Here is a 22,176-nt window from a genome sequence, read left to right as displayed (position 1 = left end):
TTAAAGCATGCCTGAGCGTTTAACCCGTAAGTAAGCGTTCAGGCTTTGTGGTAATAAATCCCTCGCTCTGCTGCTGACACAAAGCACGTGTTCTTTTTGCAGCCGCTGCCAGTTTTGCTGAAACAACGTGTTCAGCTGAACAGCACCGAGATAACTTTTAGCCTGATTCGTCTCTGTTACTACATCGGATAACTGTTGACGAATGGCTTCGTTTTCAATATGAATTACCCCCACCAGATGGTGTTGTTGTAACAATCGGACCGCTGGTAGTAAATCCGAAAAATCTTCGTCCTGTAACGTAGTGACAATTAACACCAGCGCTCGCTTTGGCTTTTTTGAAACAAGTTGTCTGGCAGCAACCAGATAATCGGGGCTGATATCTGACGGATACAAATCATAAAAATGCTGCATTACCTTAGAAATGTCGCGAACACTTCTGACATTAGGCAACCAGCGCTCAGTCAGCCCAAAGGATTGCATGCTAAACCAATCACCATTTTTCAGCACCGAATGGGCTAACAGCAAAATAGCACTTAAGGCTGCATCAAAATGGCTGCCCATCTCCGTCTCCACGTGCATTCTGCGGCCACTGTCGAGCATTACGATGACCTGTTGGCTTTGTTCTTCCTGAAACTCTCTGGCAATCAACTTTAAACGCCGGCTGGAAGCCTGCCAGTCAATTTGGTTCTGGCTGTCGCCGCGCCGATACTCGCGCAAATGCCTGAATTCGGTGCCGCTACCACGCTTATTAAACACCTTGATCCCGGGTACTGGTAGATTACCAACGCCACTGAGCGCGGGAGATTTCATCAGCATTGAAAAGTCAGGGTATACCTTGACCTGATGCTGCGCAGGAACAAAACATCGACTCTGCCAAAAGCCGCCGGACAGCTGCAACCTGATGTCAGTGCCTGCCAGCTCGACCAGTCCGCGTCGGCTGGGATTAACCTTGTAAGTAAATTTCAGCTTTTCTTTTGCCGCCAACCGACTCTGGAACAGCCTTTGCTGGCGCAACCAATGCTCCGGCATTCTCTCGGCGGCACTGAGAAACAGCAATTGATCGGTGTGATTTTCAATAATCAGATCATAATTAAACTCGCAATTGAGATTAAGATTGTCAGGTAAATCCCGCTGCACGGTTATCGGCGGCAAGCGTTTTAACCTGACCAGATCAAATCCACTTTTGAGAATGATACATGCTAACAGTCCGCCTGCAGTAACAAATTGCACCGCCGGGCTGATATTCAAAATTTTCAGCACAATGGTCAAAACCACCAGCGCTGCACACACCAGCAAAAGTCGGTTTGACGGCCGCACATTCAACAGGTTCATTCGCGGGGTACTTCAGTCTTCATCAAAATAGCGCTGATAATATCGTCTTCATTTGTACCTTCTAACTCCGCTTCTGCGGATAAAATGATCCGATGACGCAGAACAGGCTTTGCTGACAGTTTAATGTCATCCGGTATAACAAACTCCCGGCCATTCATCAGCGCTCTGACCTTGGCAAGTTTAATCATATTGATACTTGCCCTCACCCCTGCTCCATGCAACACACCCGGCCAGCTTCTGGTTTTTCTGACCATATCCAGGGCGTACATGTACAGCTTTTCGTCAACCAGAACCTGGGTGGCCTGGTTTCGCATTGCCAGTAGTTGGCTGCGACTAATTACTGTTTTTAACGCGCTAACCTGTGACTCATTAGATTCACTGGCGGTATTAAGAAGCAATAAATGCAGTTCATGTTCAAGACTGGGGTAACCCAACTTCAGTTTAACCATAAACCGATCCAGCTCAGCTTCAGGCAGTGGATAGGTGCCCTCCTGGTCAAGTGGGTTCTGGGTTGCCATTACCATAAACGGCCCCTCTAGCTTCATGCTGGTGCCATCAATGGTAATCTGCAGTTCCTGCATGACCTCCAGCAATGCGGCCTGAGTTTTTGCAGGAGCGCGGTTAATTTCGTCGGCCAGTAAAATGTTGGTGTAGGCAGGTCCCTTTTTCAGTTCAAATTCGCCTTTGCCCATATTATAAAGGCTATGTCCTACCACATCGGATGGCATCAGATCCGGGGTAAATTGGATCCGGCTGAATTCAACATCCACAGAGCGCGCCAACGCTCTGACCAATAGTGTTTTACCAAGGCCCGGCACACCTTCCAGCAGCACATGACCACCAGCAAGCAGCACGGCGATGACATCGTCTACAATCTCATGCTGTCCTACCAATACTTGCTGTATGTTGTGTCTGATTGCCGCGATTGTTTGGCGAATTTGCTCGGTTTGCTGCGCGCCTAACTCTGTCATATTGCTTTCCTTATTTTTTGCCAGAACCCGATATACTCAGCAAGATCGACGGCTCTGACCGGCCAGGGCTGAGTTAGAAAATGATTAAGTTGTTGCGATGACACCCCACACCAGTTTGCAATTAACTGCTGCTGATCGTGCTCTGTCAACCGCGAAAATCCGGGATAACGCCGATCACAAATGTTTTGAATATCCTGCATTAACTGCTGTTTCAGCCAGTCAGCTGGCATGCGTTGGTTCAAAAAATTACCACTGGCATACAAATGATGTTCAAACACATTGTCCCGGGTAGTCAGCAGCCGTTCTGGGGGGGAAAGGCGCTGGGCAAATCGCCAGATTAGCAAAAAAAATGTCAGTAATAGTAGTGTCCAGGCCGGCCAATTCCAGTACCAGAGGCGTTGAAACCACAACAATGTGCCGGGATCCCGCATAACGTGCAACTGGCTGGCATTTCCTACCAGTGACAAGGTAAGCAAGGCATTGTCAGCTTTATCCAGCAAGGTATTCTGCATAAACACGGTCTGGCTGGTAAAGGTTATTTTTCCTTGATCGGAGGCAAACTGGCACGCGACAAAAACCTCCTGTTGCTCTTCATCATCTTCAATGATGGTCATCAGTGGGTTAAAGCAATGATCAATCCGGGAGTCCGGCATTATTGCCACCTTCAGCACACCGTGCTGAAATTCTGCGGTGGCCTCAACAAACGTGGATCTGACTAAACGATGCCAGTAATGTTGCACGTCACTTTGTGACAATGAAATCTCAATATCAAAAGCCGCAACCAGGCTGTTATTGGCTATTTGCTTTCGATTTTCAGCAGATAACTGATATACCAGATGTCCGCCAGAGCGGGTCCACGCCAGTAACGGTTCGGCTAAATCTGGCTCAAATCGCAGCAGGTTTTCATTTATAACAATCATTTGTTCAGACGGCCGGCCCGACTTGAGCAGTTGGCGCAGCTCAGCGGCATCTGCAATATCAGCAAATGAACGTTGCTGTTGCTGCAAAAGCTGCGTGCTGGCAAACCAAGGTTGGCTGACAGCCTGTCGGCTCAGGCCATTTTCTTCAGTAACCTGTTGCCATTGGCCCCGGCTAAAAATCCAGATAATAAACACCAATAACGCAGCAGCAATAACCAGAACCCATTTTTTCATTCGGGGCTTTGCTCCTGTGGCCAGGTTTCAAGCTGCTGCAAAAGGGTACCAAGACTATCGAGCGTCAACTGCTGATGCGCCCAGGCGATGGCTATCCATAAATCAATAAGCCGGGCCATGATACTGCTTATATGCCCTGGTGTATTTTGGTTAACCGCATGTAAACACTCCTGTTCAGTCATCGTCACGGACAGCTTTACCGGATAATGCTGTTGAATATAATGCAAAGCGTACCGCAGTAAACACGCCGTCATTAACCGGGCGTTACCTGCTTGCTGAAATATCGCGGCTTGCGCCAGTAAATCATCATTTTCCAGTTCAGCGGGTAAATCTGCGAACATCAGTGGCACAGTTGGCGCCGCTGGAGGTGCTTTTTCGCTAAAAGGCCGAAATAAACGATGATAGTTTTGATATAGCCAATACAATAAGCCAAGCGTTACCGCAATAATAACCAGCCAACCAATCACCCCAAGGCTATCTGCAATAAAGCTGAATATACTAAGCCAGTCGCTATTATCGGCGGCAACTTGTTCGCTGGTTTCATTAACCCAGCGGGTTCGGTAATCCAGTAATTCGTGCTGCTGATAAATCTGTTCAACCTGTTGCTTTATATCGGCTTTATGCTCCGCGCTGTACAGCGACTGCCCTGCAGATCCGGTGATGCTTTCAGCGGTATTTGCCGTGGTAGCTTCTGTCGTCATTACTAGGGTGTTGTCTGGGGGGGCTTGCTCAGTATCTGCCAGCAACGGTTGGGAATAGATAGCAAGGTTTAGACACAACAACATTACAGCGAGCGTCGCTACAGACTGCAAACGTACTGCAATTTTGCGGAACTTCAACTCCAGATCCCAGGCTTCGAGCACAATCCGACGGTTGATGTACATCAAAAAGCCCCCTAGTACAAATAGTGGGGCGACCACACTGTAAGACAGCAACGTTGCAAGCAAAATGAGATAGCCGCCAACGTTGCTTTCAAGCATACTCAAGCTACTCAGCCAGTCGGGAACCAGCGCTGCAGGTAATAAACTGTAACCCAGCAACAGCATCATAACCAATATTAATAGTTCAAGATGAACACAAAACATCAGCCAGAATCCCTGGCGGTCATTGTAAAGCCGCGTTAATGTTCTGCACCTTTGCTGGCGGGCGTCTGCCGTTTGCTGCTCTAGTAATAATACCGGCGCCAGAAATGCACGGCGCCAGGCAAAACGATACCATGTGATACTGAGCAGTGCCTGCCACCAGCCACCTGTTGCAAGTGCCCTGAGGCAAGACCTGATATCCGCTTGCTCTGAAAATACCGCCCGGCTGACATAATGCAGTAAAGGTCTCTCCAGCAGGGGCTTACAAAGCCAGATAATAGTGCCGGCAATCCAGGGGTCGACTACCAAAGCAAGTAACAAAGCCAACGGCATTGCTGCTATTAACCATAATAAACATAGTGGCAACCACATCAGTCGATAGCAACGCACGGCAAGATCGAAAACCTGCCAGGGGCTGCGGATCTGGGGTTCAATAATTAGCTGCTTAACGTCCAAGCACTGTCCCCCGGTATAACCAGTACAGTACCGCCGCCCAGCAAAGCGCACCCACGCCATATTTTACTTCAGCAGCAAGCAGACGAGGTGACCAGAATGCTTCAATGCCTGCTGCCAAAACCAGCATTACAAAGGCCACCACTACTAATGGCATGACCTGATGTGCCACCTGTTTTAAGGCGGTAAAGCGACTGTAAATACCGGGAACCAACAAGCTAAATCCGAGTCGGCAGCCGGCTGCACCGCTTAGTACAATAGCGGTCAGTTCAACTGAACCATGGCCAACTACAAATGAAAAGAACGTTTCGTTAAAGCCCATATTAATCATGTGCCCGGCAACTGCCCCAAGATATAGGCCGTTATAGACAATAAAAAATAATGCGCCAACGCAAAGCAACAAACCGCCAGCAAAGGTTTGAAAGGCAATACCAATATTATTGTAAATGTAAAAGCCAAACATCAATACATCAGACTGTGCTTTGCGCCCGGTACCAGTACTGTTGCTGGCAGGATCATACATATCGTTAAATTTCTCCAGATCTGCCACCGACATAAAATAATTAATATTGTCAGCAGAACTACAGACAAATAACGCTGCGACCAGCCCTAAACCATAAAACAAGATTAAGTTAAGCCAGATCCAGCGTCGAAACTGATAACATGCCTCAAGAGCACGGAGCCCGATTAACTGGCGCAGTTCAAACCAGACCGGTTGATTATTCTGATATAAATAATGTTGCCCAGCTGCAACCAGCTGATTTAACCGCTCAATCAATAACGGACTATACTGGCGACTACGGGCGAGACTTAAATCACTACACAGCTGCCGATATGCCGCCGGAAATGACTCTGGACGGGCAAAGCTACCGCTGTTCAGTTCTTGCTCCAGCAGCAGCCAGTGTGCTTCACGCTGTTTCACAAACTGCGACTGCTTCATGCTTTCTCACCAGCATAATAGGCACCCAGTGCACAGAGATAAGCGACATTGTTGTCAGTTTCAATGTCCAATGCAGAGGTCAGTAATTCAGCCAGTTCCTGCTGTCGCTGCTCAGATAAACTACCGTGGCGTAGCCAGAAATCCAATACTGCAGCCTGCTCTGAACTGGCAAGAGGTTGCGGTGCCTGAGTTAATGCCTGCCCCGTTGCCGTTGGCAGTGGTTGCAGCTGCTGTTGATATACCACCATGGTACCAGCAGCCCAATCCCCTAACCTTTTGAAATTTTGACTTAACACCATAGAAACCAAGCCAAGCGCATAGCCCAGCGGAAGCATATCCACCGGACGAAGTAAATTGCGAAGGACAATAGCTGAAAATCCGGCAGGTAAACCATTGTCGGCCACCACTTTAAGATTCATTTTCCGTTTACCGGGCGAGGCGCCGTTACGATACTCGAAAAAAATGTAGTAACACCAGTTAAGGATAAACAATATCACCAGTAAAATACCTTCACCGGCCTGACCAACCTGGCTTAATACCAGCGCCGCAGCTAAAAAAAGTAGCGTCCGGTATAGGAAATCAATAATAAAAGCCGCCGTTCTCGCCGCAATGCCCGCAGGCACCAGGGTCAGACTAACGCCTTCTGGCAATTGAATACCAATTTTGTTATCAATAATGCTGCTTGGAGTCAAAAATATATCTTACTAAATAAAAAAACGCAGACATCTTGGCGAATGCCACCAAAATTAGCAAGAAAAAGCTTAGTTATTTACAATAAATTCAGCGTTTTAACCTTGCCAGCAAGCTGGAAGTATCCCAGCGGCTGCCGCCCATTTGTTGTACTTCGCTGTAAAACTGATCGACTAACGCCGTTAACGGCAAATGGCTGCCATTTTTGCGGGCTTCATTTAATGCTATGCCTAAGTCCTTGCGCATCCAGTCTACGGCAAAACCAAAATCGTATTTGCCATCGAGCATGGTCAGCGAGCGGTTTTGCATTTGCCAGGATGATGCTGCGCCCTGAGAAATAACCTCAACCACGGCTGCGCCGTCCAGGCCGGCATTCTGGGCAAAATTAAGTGCTTCCGCCAGGCCCTGCACCACCCCGGCAATACAAATCTGGTTAACCATTTTTGCCAGCTGCCCTGAGCCGGCCGGGCCGAGTAATTTAGCACAACGTGCATAGCTCATAATGGCGGTTTCGGCCTGGTCAAACGCCGAAGGCTGGCCACCGAGCATGACCGTTAATACGCCGTTTTCCGCCCCGGCCTGGCCACCGGATACCGGCGCATCTAAAAAGCCGATCTGTTTTGCCTCGCAAGCAATGCTGAGCTCGCGGGCTAACTCCGCTGATGCCGTGGTATGATCAATCAGCACGCCACCAGGTTGCAGGGTCGCCAGCGCACCATCATCGCCATACACCACCGAGCGCACATCATCGTCATTACCGACACAGATAAACACCAGGTCGGCTTCTGCTGCGGCCAGTGCTGGTGTAGCGGCATGGCTGCCACCGTATTGCTTAACCCACTGTGCAGCTTTGGCCACTGTGCGGTTATAGACACAAACCTGGTAGCCTTTTTGCTGTAAATAGCCCGCCATCGGGTATCCCATCACACCCAAACCAATAAACGCGACTTTACCTTTACTCTCAATTGACATAAAAATGACTTATAGCTGTGAAATGATAAGCTGTTAGCTTACAAACTTCGTCTTGTAAAAGAAAGCGGCTGCACAAAGATATCGCCGGGTCCGGCATTGCTAATGCGACATCATTTTTGAATTTAAAACATAATCGGGAAGCAGAATGACCAATATTCATCAGTTTACAGTTAAAAACGGCCAGGGTCAGGAAGTGGATCTGGCATCTTATCGTGGCAAAGTGCTGCTGATCGTTAATACTGCCAGTCAGTGTGGCTTTACCCCGCAGTATCAGCAGCTAGAGCAGTTGTATCAGCAATATAAAGATCGTGGTTTGGTAATTCTGGCATTCCCCTGCAACCAGTTTGGTAGTCAGGAGCCCGGAGATAACAGCGATATTCAGCAGTTTTGTCAGTTAAACTATGGTCTGAGCTTTCCGGTAATGGCTAAAATCAATGTTAATGGGGTAAAAGCCTCGCCACTGTTTGAGCATTTAAAAGACAGCGCCCGCGGCTTACTGAAAACCCGGGCCATTAAGTGGAACTTCACCAAGTTTCTGATTAACAAGCAAGGCGAAGTGGTTAAACGCTATGCCCCCCGCACTAAGCCCGGCAGCATCGCCCAAACAATAGAAGAACTGCTGTAACTTTGATCTGGCGCTAATTATGACAACTTCAACTGATCTACACTTAGCAGAAAATAACGGACCGCAATCGCGCGCGAGGTTACCAATGAAAGTTGCCGTGTTCAGTGCCAAAAAATATGATCAGGATGGCTTTAGCCAATGGGCAGATCCGAGCCTGCAATTCAGCTATTTTGACAGCCGCTTAAATGCAGTTAATGTCAAACTGGCGCAGGGCTGCCATGCCATTTGCGCTTTTGTAAATGATGATCTGTCAGCAGAAGTGCTGCAGCAAATGTCCGAAATGGGTATTGAAATGGTGGCGCTGCGCTGTGCCGGCTTTAATAATGTCGACCTGGATACCGCCAAGGCACTGGGGATCCGGATTGCCAGAGTACCGGCGTACTCGCCCGAAGCGGTGGCAGAGCATACCGTTGCCATGATGCTGACCTTGAACCGCAAACTGCATAAAGCCTTTAACCGGGTCAGAGATGACAACTTCGCGATTGACGGTTTACTCGGTTTTAATATGCATGGCAAAAAAGTGGGCTTAATCGGTACCGGCCGGATTGGTCTGGCGACAGCCCGTATCTTAAAAGGCTTTGGCTGCAAGCTGCTCTGCTATGATATCGAGCCGGCAGCGGAGCTCTCAGAGCACTATGTCAGCCTGAATGAATTATATGCGCAAAGTGATATTATCAGCCTGCATTGTCCGCTTACTCCGGCCACCAAGCATTTAATCAATACCGATTCGCTCTCAAAAATGCGTGATGGCGTAATGCTGATTAATACCAGCCGGGGCGCGCTGGTTAATACCAAAACGGTGATAGAGGGTTTAAAAAGCCGGAAAATTGGTTATCTGGGATTAGATGTTTACGAGCAGGAAGCCGATATTTTTTTTGAAAACCTGTCTGAGCAGGTTATCGATGATGAGGTCTTTAAGCGCTTACTGACCTTCCCAAATGTGCTGATCACCAGTCATCAGGCCTTTTTTACCAAAGAAGCGTTACAGCAAATAAGCAGTATTACCAGTGACAACTTAATGGCATTTGCCGGCGGTAGCACCACCGGCAATGAATTAGTACAATAGCGGCTTAATTAATGAAAAGATGCTCAGACTTTGCCGCTCATTTCGTCCATCAGAGTTTCTGACAGCTCTTCCGGGGTTACCACGACGCCAGGGCCATCTGAATCGGGTATTACTGCAACAGCCAGTTCGTCGCCAATCAGACCTGAGGTCCATTTATCCAGCCAGGTTTTAACATCAATTGATTTGGCGGTGCAATGCTGCCACTCACCTTCAATCCATTGCTCGGCCAGCTCAGCATGAGGCCATACCGGAATGCAGCGCTCATCTTCGGCGCTGACCAGCACGAAACCTTCTTCATCCGTTAAAATCCAGATTTCCTCTAAATCAGCCACAGCATGAACAAAATATTCATAACGTTGTTCAGCATCCAGTGAGACGACCCGGTTAAGTTCTTCAGTACTTAATTGATATTCCATAATGATTTCCTGCCTAAAATAAGTGAATGAATGATGACGGATTTAACTGTATAAAGCCAACAGAAAAACGGCTTTGTCATCGCGAACAGGCCAAAATATCAGTATAGATCAGTGTCAGCGTTGCTTCAGGTTCAGGTTTAGTTTACAGCCGGCAGCGCAAACAGTTGGCGGGCTAAATATAACAACAGCGCATAGCGGGCACCTTTACCCAGCGCCACCAGCATTAAAAATAAGCCAAAGCGAACCCGAAGCGTGCCAGCAACCAGGGTTAGCGGGTCGCCAACTATTGGCAACCAGGCAAGCAGTAAGCTCCAGCTGCCGTAGCGCTTAAAGTGCTGCTGCGCTTTAGCTAACTGCGCCGGGCTTACCGGAAACCAGCGCTTATCAGAAAAGCGCAGCAATTCTTTGCCCAGATACCAGTTAACGCAGGAGCCCAGGGTATTACCGCAGGTGGCGGCCAGCCATAGCCACAATGGCGCGTAACCTTGTTGGGCCAACGCCAGTAGCAGTACTTCAGAGGAGGCCGGCAATAACGTAGCAGCAATAAAGCCGCTGGCAAAAAGTGAAAAATAGCCCAACAGCATAAAATGGTATTAACCCAGCTTAAAAAAACGCAGGCACTGTAGCAGATTATCTGACTGAGTAAATAATGTTGCGGCTAGTGAAAATCCCTCGACTTGCTGGCAAAGGCTGCCAGCTCATGACTTAAGTCGGTCAGCCGGCCGGCTATTACATGGGTTACGTCACCTTCACGCTCTAAAATACCGTCTACCTGCAGTATTTGCGCCGTTAAAAAAGCCTGTTGCTGAGCCTGGGCTGTTGCCAGCCACACCACCACGTTGGCCGTACCGGTTTCATCTTCCAACGAGATAAAGGTAACCCCGGCAGCAGTGCCGGGCCGCTGGCGTAAGGTAACCAGGCCACTTATCCGTACCGGGCTTTTATGCCGCACCTCTTTTAATGACTCAGCGGCAATACTGCGCGGCAATTTACCGGCCAGGCGCAGCAGTGCAATCGGGTGTTGCTGTAAACTCAGACCCGTGGCCGCATAATCTTCCAGTACTTCGTCTATCTCTGATGGCGCAGGCAATGGCCCATGCTGATAATTAGCTGGCTGTTCTGATACCACTGCAGTTGCGTGCTCACTTTCGTTACTTTCATTACTGGCATTACTGGCATTACTTTGATTACTGGCATTGCTGGCATGGTTTTGTTCGGCACAAAAAAGCGGCAGGCTTTGCTGCTTATCCAGCAACTGCCAGCGGCTATTGTACCTGTCGCCACTTATGGCCGCTAAGGCATTGGCACTGGCCAGCGCCTGTAAATCGCTGCTGTTAAGACCAGCCTGACGTAACTGGGACAGTGAGCGGTAACCGGCAGCAGGCCGGTGCTGCAGTAAGCGCTGAGCACCTGTCGTACTTAACCCTTTTACCTGACGCAACCCCAGCCGGATAGCATAATCCGCTTGCGCTGGTTGCTCTGGCTGCAAGGTATAATCCAGGGATGAACCATTTACACATACCGGTAATACCTTAACCTGATGCCTTTTGGCATCCTGTAACAGTTGCGACGGGCTGTAAAACCCCATGGGTAAGCTGTTAAGCAGTGCGGTATAGAATGCCGCCGGATAATAATGTTTTAACCAGGCCGAAATATAGGCCAGCACAGCAAAGCTGGCCGAATGCGACTCGGGAAAACCATATTCACCAAAACCACAAATTTGCTGGTATATCCGCTTTGCAAATTCCTGCTGATAGCCCCGCTTCAGCATGCCGTTTATCAGCTTATCTTTAAATTGCAGCAATTCGCCGGTTTTTTTCCAGCTGGCCATCGCCCGGCGCAGCTGATCAGCCTCGCCGCCAGTAAAACCGGCAGCGACCATCGCCAGCGCTATTACCTGCTCCTGAAAAATAGGGACGCCCATGGTGCGACTTAATACCTGCTCCACTTCCGGTGACGGATAACTGACCGGTTCGATGCCATTTCGCCGCTTTAAATACGGATGCACCATATCACCCTGAATAGGCCCGGGCCGGACAATGGCAATCTGCACCACTAAATCGTAATAACAGGCCGGTTTTAAACGCGGCAACATGCTCATTTGCGCCCGGGATTCAATCTGAAACAAACCGACGGTATCGGCCTGCTGAATGAGCTTAAACACTGCCGGATCATCACCCAGGGCATTAATGCCGGCAATACTGAGCGGCTGCTGATAATGTTGTTCGACTAAATTAAAGCACTTACGAATGGCCGTTAGCATGCCCAGCGCCAGCACATCAACTTTTAACAGTTCCAGTGTTTCTAAATCATCTTTATCCCACTGGATCACGGTTCGATCGCTCATGGCAGCATTTTCCACCGGCACCAGTTCATACAGTGGCCCTTCCGAGATAACAAAGCCGCCCACATGCTGTGATAAATGGCGGGGAAAGCCGCGCAGCTCCTCCACTAACTGCACAAGCTGACGGGTAGTCTCGCTGCCAGGATCCAGCCCCAGCGCACCCAGTTGCTGCTGCCAGCTGGTTGCGGGATTACGCCGCTGAATATTTTTGATAAGGAAATCCAGCTGGCTTTCCGGCAATCCCAGTGCTTTACCAACATCCCGCAGCGCACTTTTAAAACGATAACTGATCACCGTTGCGGCCAGCGCAGCGCGCTCCCGGCCGTATTTCTGATACAGATACTGAATCACTTCTTCGCGCCGCTCATGCTCAAAATCGACGTCGATATCAGGCGGCTCCTGGCGCTCTTTTGATAAAAAACGTTCAAACAACACCTGAATTTGCCGCGGATCAACAGCGGTGATCTGCAGGCAATAACACACCACAGAATTAGCCGCTGACCCCCGGCCTTGATATAAAATATTGCGGCTTTGGGCAAACTGCACCAGATCGTAAATGGTCAGAAAAAAATATTCGTAATTAAGCTCGCTGATCAGGGCCAGCTCTTTATCGATTAATGCCTGTACCCTTTGCGGTACGCCGTCGCTAAAGCGGATTTTACTGCCCTGCGCTACCAGCTGTCGCAGATAACTGCTGGCAGTTTGCCCAGCTGGCACCAGCTCAGCCGGATACTGATATTTAAGTTCGCTAAGATTAAAACTGCAGCGCCCGGCAATAACCGCGGTTTCATTCAGCCAATTTTCCGGAAATAATTTTGCCAGCTTGGGCAAAGGCCTGAGCGCCCGCTCGGTATTGCTTAGCAGCTCTCGCCCCATTTCACGCACCGGACTGCCGGCCCGGATAGCGCTGACGCAATGCTGCAATGCCAGCCGCCCGGGCTGGTGCATTAAAACAGCACCACAACACATCAGGCTAAGCTGAAACTGGCCGGCCAATTGCTGACAATACTGATTAAATTGCATCTCGTTATGGTTTAGATAACGCCGCATTGCCAGCCATAACCGGCTGGCATGATACTTTTTAAGCCACTGCCCCCAGTACTGATCGCTGGCAGGATCTCCACTTGGCAACCATAAAATAAAACAATGCTTAACCGACATTAAATCCCATTCAGTCAGCTGATATTCGCCTTTACGGCTGCGCCTTCTGGCATTGGTAATAACCCGGCACAGCTCGCTGTAGGCCGCTTTAGTGGGGCATAACAACACCAGCTGCAGTTTATCCAGCATAAACACACTGCCAACAATTAACTTTACACTAAGTTGCTGCTCATTGATTGCCCGGTATGCCCGCACCACACCGGCAACGGAACATTCATCCGTTATCGCCAGCGCCTGATAGCCCAGGGATGCTGCCTCGGTTACCAGCTCCTGCGGGCTGGATGCCCCCTGCAGAAAACTGAAATGGCTTTGACAAAACAGTTCAGCGTATTGCATGGCCGTTACCTTCGTTGCCATTAACTGAACCAGCCATGGATAAACCATTGCTGACTGACCGTTCGATACAGCCATAACCACTGGCCCTGCTGGTTGCGGCCAATATAGTAATCGCGCTGTGCGCTCAGCTGCCAGCCATCAGGACACAGCCGCTCCGGCCCCTGCTTAATCGTCACGGCTTCTGTCAGGGGTTGAGGTCTGGCTAATAAAAATGCCGGCCGTAGGGCCAGCACCGGCTGCCCGGTTGCGCCCTTTGTCAGCGGCGGGCTGCGCTTACTGGCCTTTTCAGGCAGATGCTGATCCTGCAGAGTTAAACCGCTGACCGCAGCTTGGCCTAAACGGGCCTGTAATAGCGATATCAGCTGTAATGCCGACATTCTGGCCTGATGCTGATTAAATAATGCCTCAGTAGCGTGCTGCTGGCCGGCAAAATGATTAACATCCAGCTGCAGGCCATACACCGGTTCGGGCAAAGGCAGGCTCTCTAGTTGCAGCTGACATAACGCCAGCCAGGCGTCTGCTTTATATTCGCCCTGGGCCGAACCGATACTCAGCTTAAGCGGCGGATTATCCCGGAAAAACAAGCTAAGCAGCAGCTGATAGCACTGACAGTTGGCCCGGCTGAGTTGCTGCTCCAGTTGCTGCAACACGGTGGCTAACGGTTTAACCAGCACAGTGCTGTCGCTGATGTCATACAGCAGTTCCAGATAGCGGCTGAAACCAGGCTCAGGTTGCAAATACTCCAGCGCATGATAGTAATCGCCCCGTAACCGTCCCAGATAGCTAAGCAACTGACTATCGAAGCGCCGGGCCAGTTCCGCCGCTGGCAAAGCCTGTAACTGGCCAAGGGTATGGATACCCAGCCGGATCATTTGCTGCTGCATTGCTGGGATGAGCTCTGTAGCACTAAGCGGGCTGCTGTTAAGCGCCTTATTAAACAGCCGGTTATCGGCAGTAATTAACCCCGCCTGCTGATAAGCCAGGCATTTAGCCGCATAAGGCGTCGCACCACAGCTGTACTGATAACGGTAAGTCAGCGCAGCAAGTTTTGCGCTAAGGGCCTGCCAGTAAGCTTCAAGCCCGCCATACAGCTGCAACATGCCATCAAGACGCAGAATAAGCCCGGCGGGATTGTCTAAGGCAATATCACTGCTTACCTGATACAGCTGCTGGGCCACGCTATGCAGTACTTTAGCTTGCTGCTCTGGCTGATAAGGCAGCAGCTGCAAGTCAGGGCAAAGGGCTGCGGCACTGGCCAGGCCCATTTTCAGCTTCAGCCCGGCATTAATTGCAGCAGCATTTATTTGAAATAGCTGATGCTGCTGATCAACCAGTGCGACCGGAAAATTGCTGCTTTGGGCACTAAGCTGCAGATGATCCAACTGCAGCGCCGGAAAATGCAGATATAAAAATAACGCCATCTCAGCCAGCCTGACGCAGTGGCTCAGCAGTTTTATCAGCCAGACACAGTGCCGGCCACTGCTGTTGCATGCTTACCCGAAACGGCGCTGCCGGCCAGCTGCCTTTGCGTTTAAGTACCGTTAACTGCAGCCCGAACGGATCCGGCTGCAGGCTGATACTTAAATTAACCGGCAGGCTTAATGTCTGACTGCTATGTCTGAACACAATCATGCTGGCAGCGCCCTGCTCTGCAGCGAGTTGTAACCGCCGGGCCTGAGCTAAACTGATGGCCGCAGGCCATAGCAGCACGCTGGCGCAACAGCCGCTTTGCAGACACTGCTCAGCCGCCCATAACGCCTGTTGTTGTGGCGAAAATTTTTTAACGGATTTAGGGTTTTCAGCCGCAGTTGTCAGCTTAGTCAGTTTATCTGAGCCCTGGCCAGCACCAGGTTGCTCGCCCGGGGTAATGATCAGCAACTGGCTTAGCTCCAGGTCGCAACCGGCTAGCATATCGGCGCAAAGCTCAGCCGGAGGGCCAATAAAAACCAGCAAACGCTGGCTATGCTGTTGCTGCTGTTGTAAATAAGGCAACAGCAGGCGCAGCTCACCAATACCGGCTTCGGTTTGAATATCTATCAGGCCGGTTGCCGGCAAGCCACCACCTAACTGTTGATCCAGCTCCTGATAGCCCGAGCTGACCGGCTGATAAGCCAGTTGTTGACTATCGCCATGCCATACCAGCTGACGCCGGCTAAGTTGATCGAGAAGCGCTGACATAAACCACCACCCATATACTGTATATTAATACAGTATATCTGATGAAATGGCAGATGCAAATATGATAGGCCAGAGAATTAAGCTGGCATTAAGCTGAAGGGGGCTACAACCTGGCTATAGCCAAAAAGGAGTGTCACCATGAAAAGTACTATTTTCGTTGTTTGCAGTTTTGCTTTAGTGTTAAGCCAGCCGCTTATGGCTAAACCCGATCACGAGAAATCATTGCCGCCAGGCCTGGCAAAAAAAGTGGAGAGTGGTAAACCCCTCCCTCCTGGCTGGCAGAAAAAACTCTCTGCTGGTCAGTATCTTGCTGATGATTACTATCGACGGGGCACGGTACTGAGCAAGCCTAATGCTGATGGCATTATTACCGTACAGATTGAAGGCACAATCATTGAGCTATTTGAACATAGCCGGGAAATCGTTCGGATATTGGAAGGTAAGCGCTAATATTTTCTTTGTAGCAGCGTCAGTATTTCATAATGGCTGCTATGGGCGAACATATCAAAAAGCTGCACTTTCAGTAACTTGTATTGCTTAAGCCTGATTAAATCTTCCGCCAGGGTTTGGGCATTACAACTGGAATAAACCAGCCAGCCTGGTGCCAGCCGTTCAATATCCTGACATAAGGCCAGCCCTAAACCGCGCCGTGGCGGGTTTACCACCAGTAAATCGGGGGCCTTGGCTGCGGCACTGGCAAAGGCAGTCGCATCCAGCGCCTGAAAACTTACATTTTTTAATCCCATTTCAGCTGCAGAGCGTTTGGCACTGGCAATAGCTGCCGGGGCAATTTCAATGCCTGTCAGGCTTTGATCGGGTTTAACCAAATGCAAGCCGAAGCCACCGACGCCACAAAACAGATCCCAGATCTGGCTGAACTGGCCTTGCTGTTGCTGCAACTCTGACAGCCACTTTGCAGCGGTTTGATACAAGCTGGCAGCCATTACCGGCTGGGTCTGGAAAAAGCTTTGCGGTTGTAAATACAGCGGCACCTGATTCAGTTGCTCGGCCAGCACCATTTGCTTTGTTAACACAATTTCTTCCGGCCCTTCCAGAATAGCGGCCGCTAATGGCTGCAGGTTAACCGAACAAATTTCCAGCTCTGGCAATTGCTGCAATAACCAGGGTAAATGTTTGATAATCGCCGCCAAACAGTTTTTAGAGCGCAGCACTAAGCGCAGCATAAAACGACCGCTGTGCAGGCTCTGGCTCAGTAAAATATATTTCAGTTCCCCGAGGCGGCTGGCAATATTATAAGGGGTAAGGTCAGCGCGACTAATAAAGGCTTTGCACAGGCTCAGCACAGGCGCAAAACTGGCCGGATATAACGGGCAATCGGCTAAATCAACCTGCTCGCCGCGGGCATTAATAATACCGAGAATTGGAGCCGCAACAGTACCCAGCACCACCATTTTGGCTTTATATCGAAAGCCCTGCTGTTCGCTTGCCTGCGGCGCCAGGATCTGCGCTGGTTGCAGCGGTGCCAGTAAATCAGTCAGATGTTGCTGTTTATCAGCCAGCTGCTGTAAATAGGGTTTTGCCAGCCATTGGCAGGATTGACAGCGGTTAGCCTGAAAATGGTGGCAATTCATTTAATAATCACTTTACTGATAAACGGAATAATAGCTTGGACTATTCTACCTGTTCATTATTTTGAAATATAGCTGGCAAATAATAGCAAAATAAATTGCAACTCTGCATTAACACACTTTGCCTGCTAAACTTAAAAATAACTGCATGAAGCGAGGAGCAAAATGGAAGTTAGCAACCCGGATCCTGACCAGAGTGCGATCAGCCAATTTCAGCGGGTACGAGGCCAGACCCTGGCATTAACCGAAGGCTTAACTGCTGAAGATATGGTGGTGCAATCAATGGCCGACGCCAGTCCGATGAAATGGCATCTGGCCCATACCAGCTGGTTCTATGAGCATTTTATTCTGCAGCGTTATGCTGATGATTATCAGCTGTTTAATTCAGACTATCAGTATTTGTTCAATTCTTATTACGATGCCGTCGGCCCCCGCCATGCCCGGCCAGAACGGGGTTTACTGACCCGGCCACCGCTGAGCGATATTTTGGCTTACCGCCAGCACATTGATCAGCAAATGGCCAACGTACTTAATCAGCAGCAGCCTGAAGTCACGGAGTTACTAACTCTGGGACTGCACCACGAAATGCAACATCAGGAATTAATGTTAACTGACATATTGCATTTATTGTCGGCTAACCCCCTGGCACCGGCACTGCAGCATCAAGCAGTTGCAGTATCTGATGAGCAAGTTACTGCCGAGAAAATGCTAAGCCATGAGGGCGGCCTGGTGCAGATTGGCGCCAGCGAACAGGGGTTTTCTTACGATTGTGAAAAACCCCGTCATCAATTCTATCTGCAGCCATTTAAACTGGCCAACCGGCCGGTTACGAATAGCGAATGGCTGCAGTTTATCAATGATGGTGGCTATCAGAACCCCCTATTGTGGCTATCTGATGGCTGGCATTGCTGCCAACAGCATCAATGGCAGGCGCCGTTATATTGGCGGCAACAGGACGGCGGCTGGTTTAGCTTCAGCCTTAACGGCTTGCAGACAGTAAATCCGGATGCACCAGTTTGTCATATCAGTTATTACGAAGCCGATGCCTATGCCCGCTGGGCCGGTAAACGTTTACCCCGGGAACAAGAATGGGAAGTGTTTGCCGCAAAGCAACCACAAAACCTGCAAAAAGCTAATTTTCTGGAACACCATATCTGGCAGCCGACGGCATGTACCCCGCAAACCGGCTTTGACAAGCTGTTTGGTGATGTCTGGGAGTGGACCCAGAGCCCTTACACTGGTTACCCGGGCTTTACGGCAGCCCAGGGCGAGCTGGCAGAATATAACGGCAAATTTATGGCCAATCAATTTGTGCTGCGTGGCGGCTCATGCGCTTCGCCACGCCAGCAGCTTCGCAGCAGTTACCGTAACTTTTTTCACCCACATCAGCGCTGGCAATTTAGCGGCGTAAGATTGGCGGAGGATCAATAATGACAACAACACTCTCTTTTTACCCAGCCGGCGATGTAAATATCAGCCCGTTTATCCCGGTAGTAGATCGCAATTTTGCTGACGATGTGATCAGTGGTCTGGCTTTACCCCAGAAACAACTGCATGCCAAATACTTTTATGATCAGCAAGGCTCCGACTATTTTGATCAGATATGTCAACTGGAAGAATACTATCCTTATCAGACTGAACTGAACTTATTACCGAAAGTCGCCACAGATTTAGCCAATACCTTTGCAAATGACTGCACCATTGTCGAGTTTGGCGCCGGCTCGCTAATTAAAATTAAGCCTTTACTGAGTGCGATGCCGGGTATTCGGCAATTTATTCCGATTGATATCAGTGGCATCCATCTGGAGATGGCCTGCCAGCAGTTACAATCTGATTATCCGGATTTAACAGTAAAGCCGGTAGTAGGTGATTTTTGTTTTCCGGTTGCACTGCCGGCCCTGAACAATCAACAAAAAATCGGCTTTTTTCCCGGTTCCACCATTGGCAATTTTTGTCCGGCGCAAGCTGCCAGCTTTTTAGAGAATGCCCGCTGCACACTTGGGCCTGACAGCTGCCTGCTTATCGGAGTTGATACCAAAAAATCTCCTTATTACCTGCACCGGGCATACAATGATGCCAATGGTATTACCGCCAAATTTAACCGCAATATTTTAAGCCGGATAAACCGTGAACTGGGTGCCAATTTTGTCCCAGAAAGTTTCGAGCACTATGCCTTCTATAATGCCGGCCAGGGCCGGGTAGAAATGCATCTGGTCAGTACGGCTGAACAAGTGGTTGATGTGTTTGGCAGTGCAGTACCTTTTGCGGCAGGTGAAAGTATTCATACCGAAAACTCTTATAAATATACCCCGGATGAATTTTGCCAGCTGGCAACAAGTGCTGGCTGGCAGGTAGAGCGCACCTGGCTGGCAGAGAAAGATTTATTCGCCACTTACCTGTTGCGAAACCGCAGTTAGTAGCGGGGCGTCAATCACATGGATAGTGACACTGGCAGCGCCGCCTAAATCATCAACCACCGTTAACTGTACCTGGCCAGACTGGCCTTGCCAGAACAGGGTCTCGCCAGGGGCAACCGCGCCAAGGTAACGATTATTGGCAAACCAGTGGGCCCGGGTTACGGCGCCATCAAAGCTGGCTTGCAGCGTAATCTGGCTCAGGCTTGAAGTTTGCTTTTCTTCCGTGTCTATTTGTTGCCCGGCGTGTTGGCCAATGACATAATTTAGCCGGGCCTGCGGCGAGCGAATTTGCGGCGCTTGCTGACTTAACATCTGCCTCCCCGCACAATGCTGCTGATAGCGCGGTGGCTGCGCCATGATAATTCCCGATTGCTGCATTGCCTTGCTGATTTCTGATGGCCAGAACTCAAAGACCTTAAGCTGGGTAATGCCTGGCTGGTGAACGCAGGCTCTAAGACCACTGTTAATATCAATCGGCACAGCCCGGTGAATGGCAGAGACCTTAATCGGTGATACGCCCGGAATAAACCAACCCGGTTCAGTTTGCGGACAATATTTATTGGGTAAATCGCCACTACGACTACAAAGCTCAACTTTTTTCAGGTTTAAACTCGCTGCCGGAGTGAACAACTGCTGATTCTGCGAGGTGTCTTGTGGCAACAACGCCAGTAATTCAAATAATAGTGGCCCGGCGGCTGTCCGCCCGATTAAATTAGGGTTACTGCTGCCATCAAAATTGCCCAGCCAAACCGCCAGCACGTAATCACCACTCAGCGCAATGGCCCAGGCATCCCGAAACGCATACGAAGTCCCGGTTTTCCAGGCAACAGCAGTTTGCGCGGTCAGTTCGCTCAGTAACTGACTTTGCACTTTCGGGTGCTGACGCAACATATCCAGTGTTAAAAACGCCGCTTCTGCACTTAACAACGGTTGTGGCTTCCTGGCAGGGGCAGGCTGCTGTTGCCAGGCTATGGTTTGCCAGTGTCCGCCATTACCCAGCATGGCATATAATTGCACCAGTTGCGCCATGCTCAGCTCCATACCACCGAGCACCAGTGCTAAACCGTAATGACTGGCCGGGTGATCCAGCGGCACACCTGCCGTATGCAGCCACTGATAAAAATCTGGCTGTTGCAGCTGCGCCTGCAGCTGAACCGCTGGCAGGTTACGGCTGTTAATCAGTGCCATGGTTGCCGGCAGCGGCCCGACAAACTGGCGGTCAAAATTCTCCGGATTAAAGCTACCATAACGCCGCGGTAAATCGGTTAATAAGCTTTTGGGGTGAATAAGCCCCTGTTGCAGCGCCAGCGCATACACAAAAGGCTTTAATGCAGAGCCAGGTGAACGGGCGGCGCTAACACCATCAACCTGACCGGCAATCGCCTCATTATTAAAATCCGCAGAGCCCAGCCAGGCCTGCACTTGCATAGTGCTGCGCTTTATCAGTAGCGCACTGGCGTTATTAATACCTTTGGTTTGCTGTCGCTTTAAATACTGATTTAACTGCTGTTCAAACCGTTGTTGCAGTGGTAATTGTAAACTAGTGTAAAAGCGCCCTTGCTGCTGGCCCTGCGCGCGAAGCTGATTAATAAAATGGGGTGCCTGCTGTGGTATGCTGTCCCGGTTTAAATACCGCAAGGGTAAATCTAATGGCAGCCGTGGCTTTGATATGTACTGTGATGAATGCGGTAGTTGCGGTAACTGCTGTGCCTGCTGCCAAATTGCACTAAGCCGCTGCCGGGCCAGTTCCAGTTGTTGCTGGCCAGCAGTACTCAGCGGGCTGCGCTGATTAGGATTTTGCGGAATAACGCTTAAGGCGAGCGCTTCAGGTAATGTCAGCGCTCTGGCCTCTTTACCAAAGTAAATCAGACTGGCCGCGGCTATCCCTTCAATATTGCCACCATAAGGTGCGTAATTAAAATAGGCTTCCAGCAATTCGTTTTTGCTGAAATGGCGCTCCAGATACAGCGCGTAACCGAGCTGGCGTAATTTGCCTGCAATGTTACTGGTGTTCAGGCCAAAACGCAGCCGCGCCAATTGCATGCTCAGAGTAGAGGCTCCCTGCCGACGCCCTTTACGCACCACACCTTGCCAGAACGCCCGGCCCACAGCGGCGATATCAAGACCAAAATGCTGGTAAAATCGGCGATCTTCATACAGTAAAGTCGCTTGCTGGACTACCGGTGCTATCTCCGTCAAAGGCAGCTTTAAGCGATAACGTTGATCGGGCGCCAGCCGTAAGCTCAGCAGCTCGCCGCTACTGCCAAAATAAGCACTGCCCTGCTGATAATTAGCATATAAATCAGGCCTGGCCGATAATGCAAGTAGCAGGCTAAACGCCAGTCCAGCCAGTAACAGCACACTGCTTAGCGCCAGAATAAGCCACCGCAGGTACTTTATTTTGCTGCTACGCCAAAAAAAACCGCTGCTTGCCCTACTCATAAACAACC

At 49.9% G+C, this 22,176-nt stretch carries 19 protein-coding genes; 5 read left to right on the top strand and 14 right to left on the bottom strand.

Annotation, left to right across the window (positions count from 1 at the left end):
- The 7 genes from B2Q61_RS01210 to B2Q61_RS01180 all read right to left on the bottom strand — a co-directional run bounded on the left by B2Q61_RS01210 (nt 1) and on the right by B2Q61_RS01180 (nt 7,594).
- On the bottom strand, nt 1-1,332 hold the full coding sequence (locus B2Q61_RS01210; RefSeq protein ID WP_290616597.1) for a DUF58 domain-containing protein: 1,332 nt from the start codon (nt 1,330-1,332) through the stop codon (nt 1-3).
- On the bottom strand, nt 1,329-2,303 hold the full coding sequence (locus B2Q61_RS01205) for an AAA family ATPase (protein WP_290616599.1): 975 nt from the start codon (nt 2,301-2,303) through the stop codon (nt 1,329-1,331). Before B2Q61_RS01205 ends, B2Q61_RS01210 begins: the two co-directional genes overlap by 4 nt.
- Nucleotides 2,300-3,457: a hypothetical protein gene (locus B2Q61_RS01200; protein WP_290616601.1), complete on the bottom strand. Its 1,158-nt coding sequence runs from the start codon at nt 3,455-3,457 to the stop codon at nt 2,300-2,302. The genes B2Q61_RS01205 and B2Q61_RS01200 overlap by 4 nt, the downstream gene beginning before the upstream one ends.
- Entirely contained in the window at nt 3,454-4,995 is a 1,542-nt protein-coding gene (locus tag B2Q61_RS01195; protein ID WP_290616603.1) for a hypothetical protein, read from the bottom strand. Before B2Q61_RS01195 ends, B2Q61_RS01200 begins: the two co-directional genes overlap by 4 nt.
- The gene (locus B2Q61_RS01190) at nt 4,985-5,932 is read right to left on the bottom strand and encodes a stage II sporulation protein M (RefSeq protein WP_290616605.1); all 948 of its coding nucleotides are present in this window, start codon (nt 5,930-5,932) and stop codon (nt 4,985-4,987) included. The genes B2Q61_RS01195 and B2Q61_RS01190 overlap by 11 nt, the downstream gene beginning before the upstream one ends.
- The gene (locus tag B2Q61_RS01185) at nt 5,929-6,624 is read right to left on the bottom strand and encodes an RDD family protein (RefSeq protein ID WP_290616607.1); all 696 of its coding nucleotides are present in this window, start codon (nt 6,622-6,624) and stop codon (nt 5,929-5,931) included. Before B2Q61_RS01185 ends, B2Q61_RS01190 begins: the two co-directional genes overlap by 4 nt.
- Before the next feature lie 88 nt (nt 6,625-6,712).
- The gene (locus B2Q61_RS01180) at nt 6,713-7,594 is read right to left on the bottom strand and encodes an NAD(P)-dependent oxidoreductase (RefSeq protein ID WP_290616609.1); all 882 of its coding nucleotides are present in this window, start codon (nt 7,592-7,594) and stop codon (nt 6,713-6,715) included.
- A gap of 145 nt (nt 7,595-7,739) precedes the next feature.
- Here B2Q61_RS01180 and B2Q61_RS01175 point away from each other — a divergent pair, with 145 nt between their 5' ends.
- Both B2Q61_RS01175 and B2Q61_RS01170 read left to right on the top strand, forming a co-directional pair.
- On the top strand, nt 7,740-8,219 hold the full coding sequence (locus B2Q61_RS01175) for a glutathione peroxidase (protein WP_290616611.1): 480 nt from the start codon (nt 7,740-7,742) through the stop codon (nt 8,217-8,219).
- Nucleotides 8,220-8,304: 85 nt separating this feature from the next.
- On the top strand, nt 8,305-9,285 hold the full coding sequence (locus B2Q61_RS01170) for a 2-hydroxyacid dehydrogenase (RefSeq protein ID WP_290616800.1): 981 nt from the start codon (nt 8,305-8,307) through the stop codon (nt 9,283-9,285).
- A gap of 23 nt (nt 9,286-9,308) precedes the next feature.
- On the opposite strand, the gene B2Q61_RS01165 is transcribed toward B2Q61_RS01170, so the two are convergent.
- The 5 genes from B2Q61_RS01165 to imuA all read right to left on the bottom strand — a co-directional run bounded on the left by B2Q61_RS01165 (nt 9,309) and on the right by imuA (nt 15,720).
- Nucleotides 9,309-9,701, bottom strand: a complete 393-nt coding sequence (locus B2Q61_RS01165; protein WP_290616613.1) for a DUF2750 domain-containing protein — start codon at nt 9,699-9,701, stop codon at nt 9,309-9,311.
- A gap of 137 nt (nt 9,702-9,838) precedes the next feature.
- Nucleotides 9,839-10,285 (bottom strand): YqaA family protein, encoded by a 447-nt coding sequence (locus B2Q61_RS01160; protein WP_290616615.1) that lies wholly within the window; start codon nt 10,283-10,285, stop codon nt 9,839-9,841.
- Between the two features lie 74 nt (nt 10,286-10,359).
- On the bottom strand, nt 10,360-13,542 hold the full coding sequence (locus tag B2Q61_RS01155; RefSeq protein WP_290616802.1) for an error-prone DNA polymerase: 3,183 nt from the start codon (nt 13,540-13,542) through the stop codon (nt 10,360-10,362).
- Nucleotides 13,543-13,562: 20 nt separating this feature from the next.
- Nucleotides 13,563-14,963, bottom strand: coding sequence for a Y-family DNA polymerase (locus B2Q61_RS01150; protein ID WP_290616617.1), 1,401 nt, complete (start codon nt 14,961-14,963; stop codon nt 13,563-13,565).
- A gap of 1 nt (nt 14,964) precedes the next feature.
- Nucleotides 14,965-15,720 (bottom strand): translesion DNA synthesis-associated protein ImuA, encoded by a 756-nt coding sequence (gene imuA, locus B2Q61_RS01145; protein WP_290616619.1) that lies wholly within the window; start codon nt 15,718-15,720, stop codon nt 14,965-14,967.
- Between the two features lie 138 nt (nt 15,721-15,858).
- Between imuA and B2Q61_RS01140 the strand changes: the two genes are divergently transcribed.
- Entirely contained in the window at nt 15,859-16,170 is a 312-nt protein-coding gene (locus tag B2Q61_RS01140) for a hypothetical protein (protein ID WP_290616621.1), read from the top strand.
- On the opposite strand, the gene rlmC is transcribed toward B2Q61_RS01140, so the two are convergent.
- Nucleotides 16,167-17,312 carry a 23S rRNA (uracil(747)-C(5))-methyltransferase RlmC gene (gene rlmC / locus B2Q61_RS01135; protein WP_290616623.1) on the bottom strand — a complete coding sequence of 382 codons (1,146 nt, stop codon included), beginning with the start codon at nt 17,310-17,312 and terminating at the stop codon, nt 16,167-16,169. The two genes, B2Q61_RS01140 and rlmC, sit on opposite strands and share 4 nt — an antisense overlap.
- A gap of 162 nt (nt 17,313-17,474) precedes the next feature.
- Between rlmC and egtB the strand changes: the two genes are divergently transcribed.
- Both egtB and egtD read left to right on the top strand, forming a co-directional pair.
- The gene (gene egtB, locus B2Q61_RS01130) at nt 17,475-18,740 is read left to right on the top strand and encodes an ergothioneine biosynthesis protein EgtB (protein ID WP_290616625.1); all 1,266 of its coding nucleotides are present in this window, start codon (nt 17,475-17,477) and stop codon (nt 18,738-18,740) included.
- A complete protein-coding gene (gene egtD, locus B2Q61_RS01125; protein ID WP_290616627.1) occupies nt 18,740-19,726 on the top strand; it encodes an L-histidine N(alpha)-methyltransferase in 987 nt (328 codons plus the stop codon). Before egtB ends, egtD begins: the two co-directional genes overlap by 1 nt.
- On the opposite strand, the gene pbpC is transcribed toward egtD, so the two are convergent.
- The gene (pbpC, locus tag B2Q61_RS01120; RefSeq protein WP_290616629.1) at nt 19,691-22,168 is read right to left on the bottom strand and encodes a penicillin-binding protein 1C; all 2,478 of its coding nucleotides are present in this window, start codon (nt 22,166-22,168) and stop codon (nt 19,691-19,693) included. The two genes, egtD and pbpC, sit on opposite strands and share 36 nt — an antisense overlap.
- Nucleotides 22,169-22,176: the final 8 nt, after the last annotated feature.

The sequence above is a fragment of the Arsukibacterium sp. UBA5043 genome, from assembly GCA_002415085.1.
Taxonomy (GTDB): Bacteria; Pseudomonadota; Gammaproteobacteria; order Enterobacterales; family Alteromonadaceae; genus Alishewanella.
The sequence above is the reverse complement of the archived record's forward strand: the minus strand, read 5'-3'. Positions and strand labels throughout refer to the sequence as shown.

Excerpts from the sequence above, each read along its gene's own strand:
- B2Q61_RS01170 (WP_290616800.1), top strand. The coding sequence starts at position 8,305 with ATGAAAGTTGCCGTGTTCAGTGCCAAAAAATATGATCAGGATGGCTTT.
- B2Q61_RS01175 (WP_290616611.1), top strand. The coding sequence starts at position 7,740 with ATGACCAATATTCATCAGTTTACAGTTAAAAACGGCCAGGGTCAGGAA.
- B2Q61_RS01205 (WP_290616599.1), bottom strand. The coding sequence starts at position 2,303 with ATGACAGAGTTAGGCGCGCAGCAAACCGAGCAAATTCGCCAAACAATC.
- rlmC (WP_290616623.1), bottom strand. The coding sequence starts at position 17,312 with ATGAATTGCCACCATTTTCAGGCTAACCGCTGTCAATCCTGCCAATGG.
- egtB (WP_290616625.1), top strand. The coding sequence starts at position 17,475 with ATGGAAGTTAGCAACCCGGATCCTGACCAGAGTGCGATCAGCCAATTT.
- egtD (WP_290616627.1), top strand. The coding sequence starts at position 18,740 with ATGACAACAACACTCTCTTTTTACCCAGCCGGCGATGTAAATATCAGC.
- B2Q61_RS01165 (WP_290616613.1), bottom strand. The coding sequence starts at position 9,701 with ATGGAATATCAATTAAGTACTGAAGAACTTAACCGGGTCGTCTCACTG.
- B2Q61_RS01190 (WP_290616605.1), bottom strand. The coding sequence starts at position 5,932 with ATGAAGCAGTCGCAGTTTGTGAAACAGCGTGAAGCACACTGGCTGCTG.
- pbpC (WP_290616629.1), bottom strand. The coding sequence starts at position 22,168 with ATGAGTAGGGCAAGCAGCGGTTTTTTTTGGCGTAGCAGCAAAATAAAG.
- B2Q61_RS01140 (WP_290616621.1), top strand. The coding sequence starts at position 15,859 with ATGAAAAGTACTATTTTCGTTGTTTGCAGTTTTGCTTTAGTGTTAAGC.
- imuA (WP_290616619.1), bottom strand. The coding sequence starts at position 15,720 with ATGTCAGCGCTTCTCGATCAACTTAGCCGGCGTCAGCTGGTATGGCAT.
- B2Q61_RS01160 (WP_290616615.1), bottom strand. The coding sequence starts at position 10,285 with ATGCTGTTGGGCTATTTTTCACTTTTTGCCAGCGGCTTTATTGCTGCT.
- B2Q61_RS01200 (WP_290616601.1), bottom strand. The coding sequence starts at position 3,457 with ATGAAAAAATGGGTTCTGGTTATTGCTGCTGCGTTATTGGTGTTTATT.
- B2Q61_RS01155 (WP_290616802.1), bottom strand. The coding sequence starts at position 13,542 with ATGCAATACGCTGAACTGTTTTGTCAAAGCCATTTCAGTTTTCTGCAG.
- B2Q61_RS01150 (WP_290616617.1), bottom strand. The coding sequence starts at position 14,963 with ATGGCGTTATTTTTATATCTGCATTTTCCGGCGCTGCAGTTGGATCAT.
- B2Q61_RS01180 (WP_290616609.1), bottom strand. The coding sequence starts at position 7,594 with ATGTCAATTGAGAGTAAAGGTAAAGTCGCGTTTATTGGTTTGGGTGTG.
- B2Q61_RS01210 (WP_290616597.1), bottom strand. The coding sequence starts at position 1,332 with ATGAACCTGTTGAATGTGCGGCCGTCAAACCGACTTTTGCTGGTGTGT.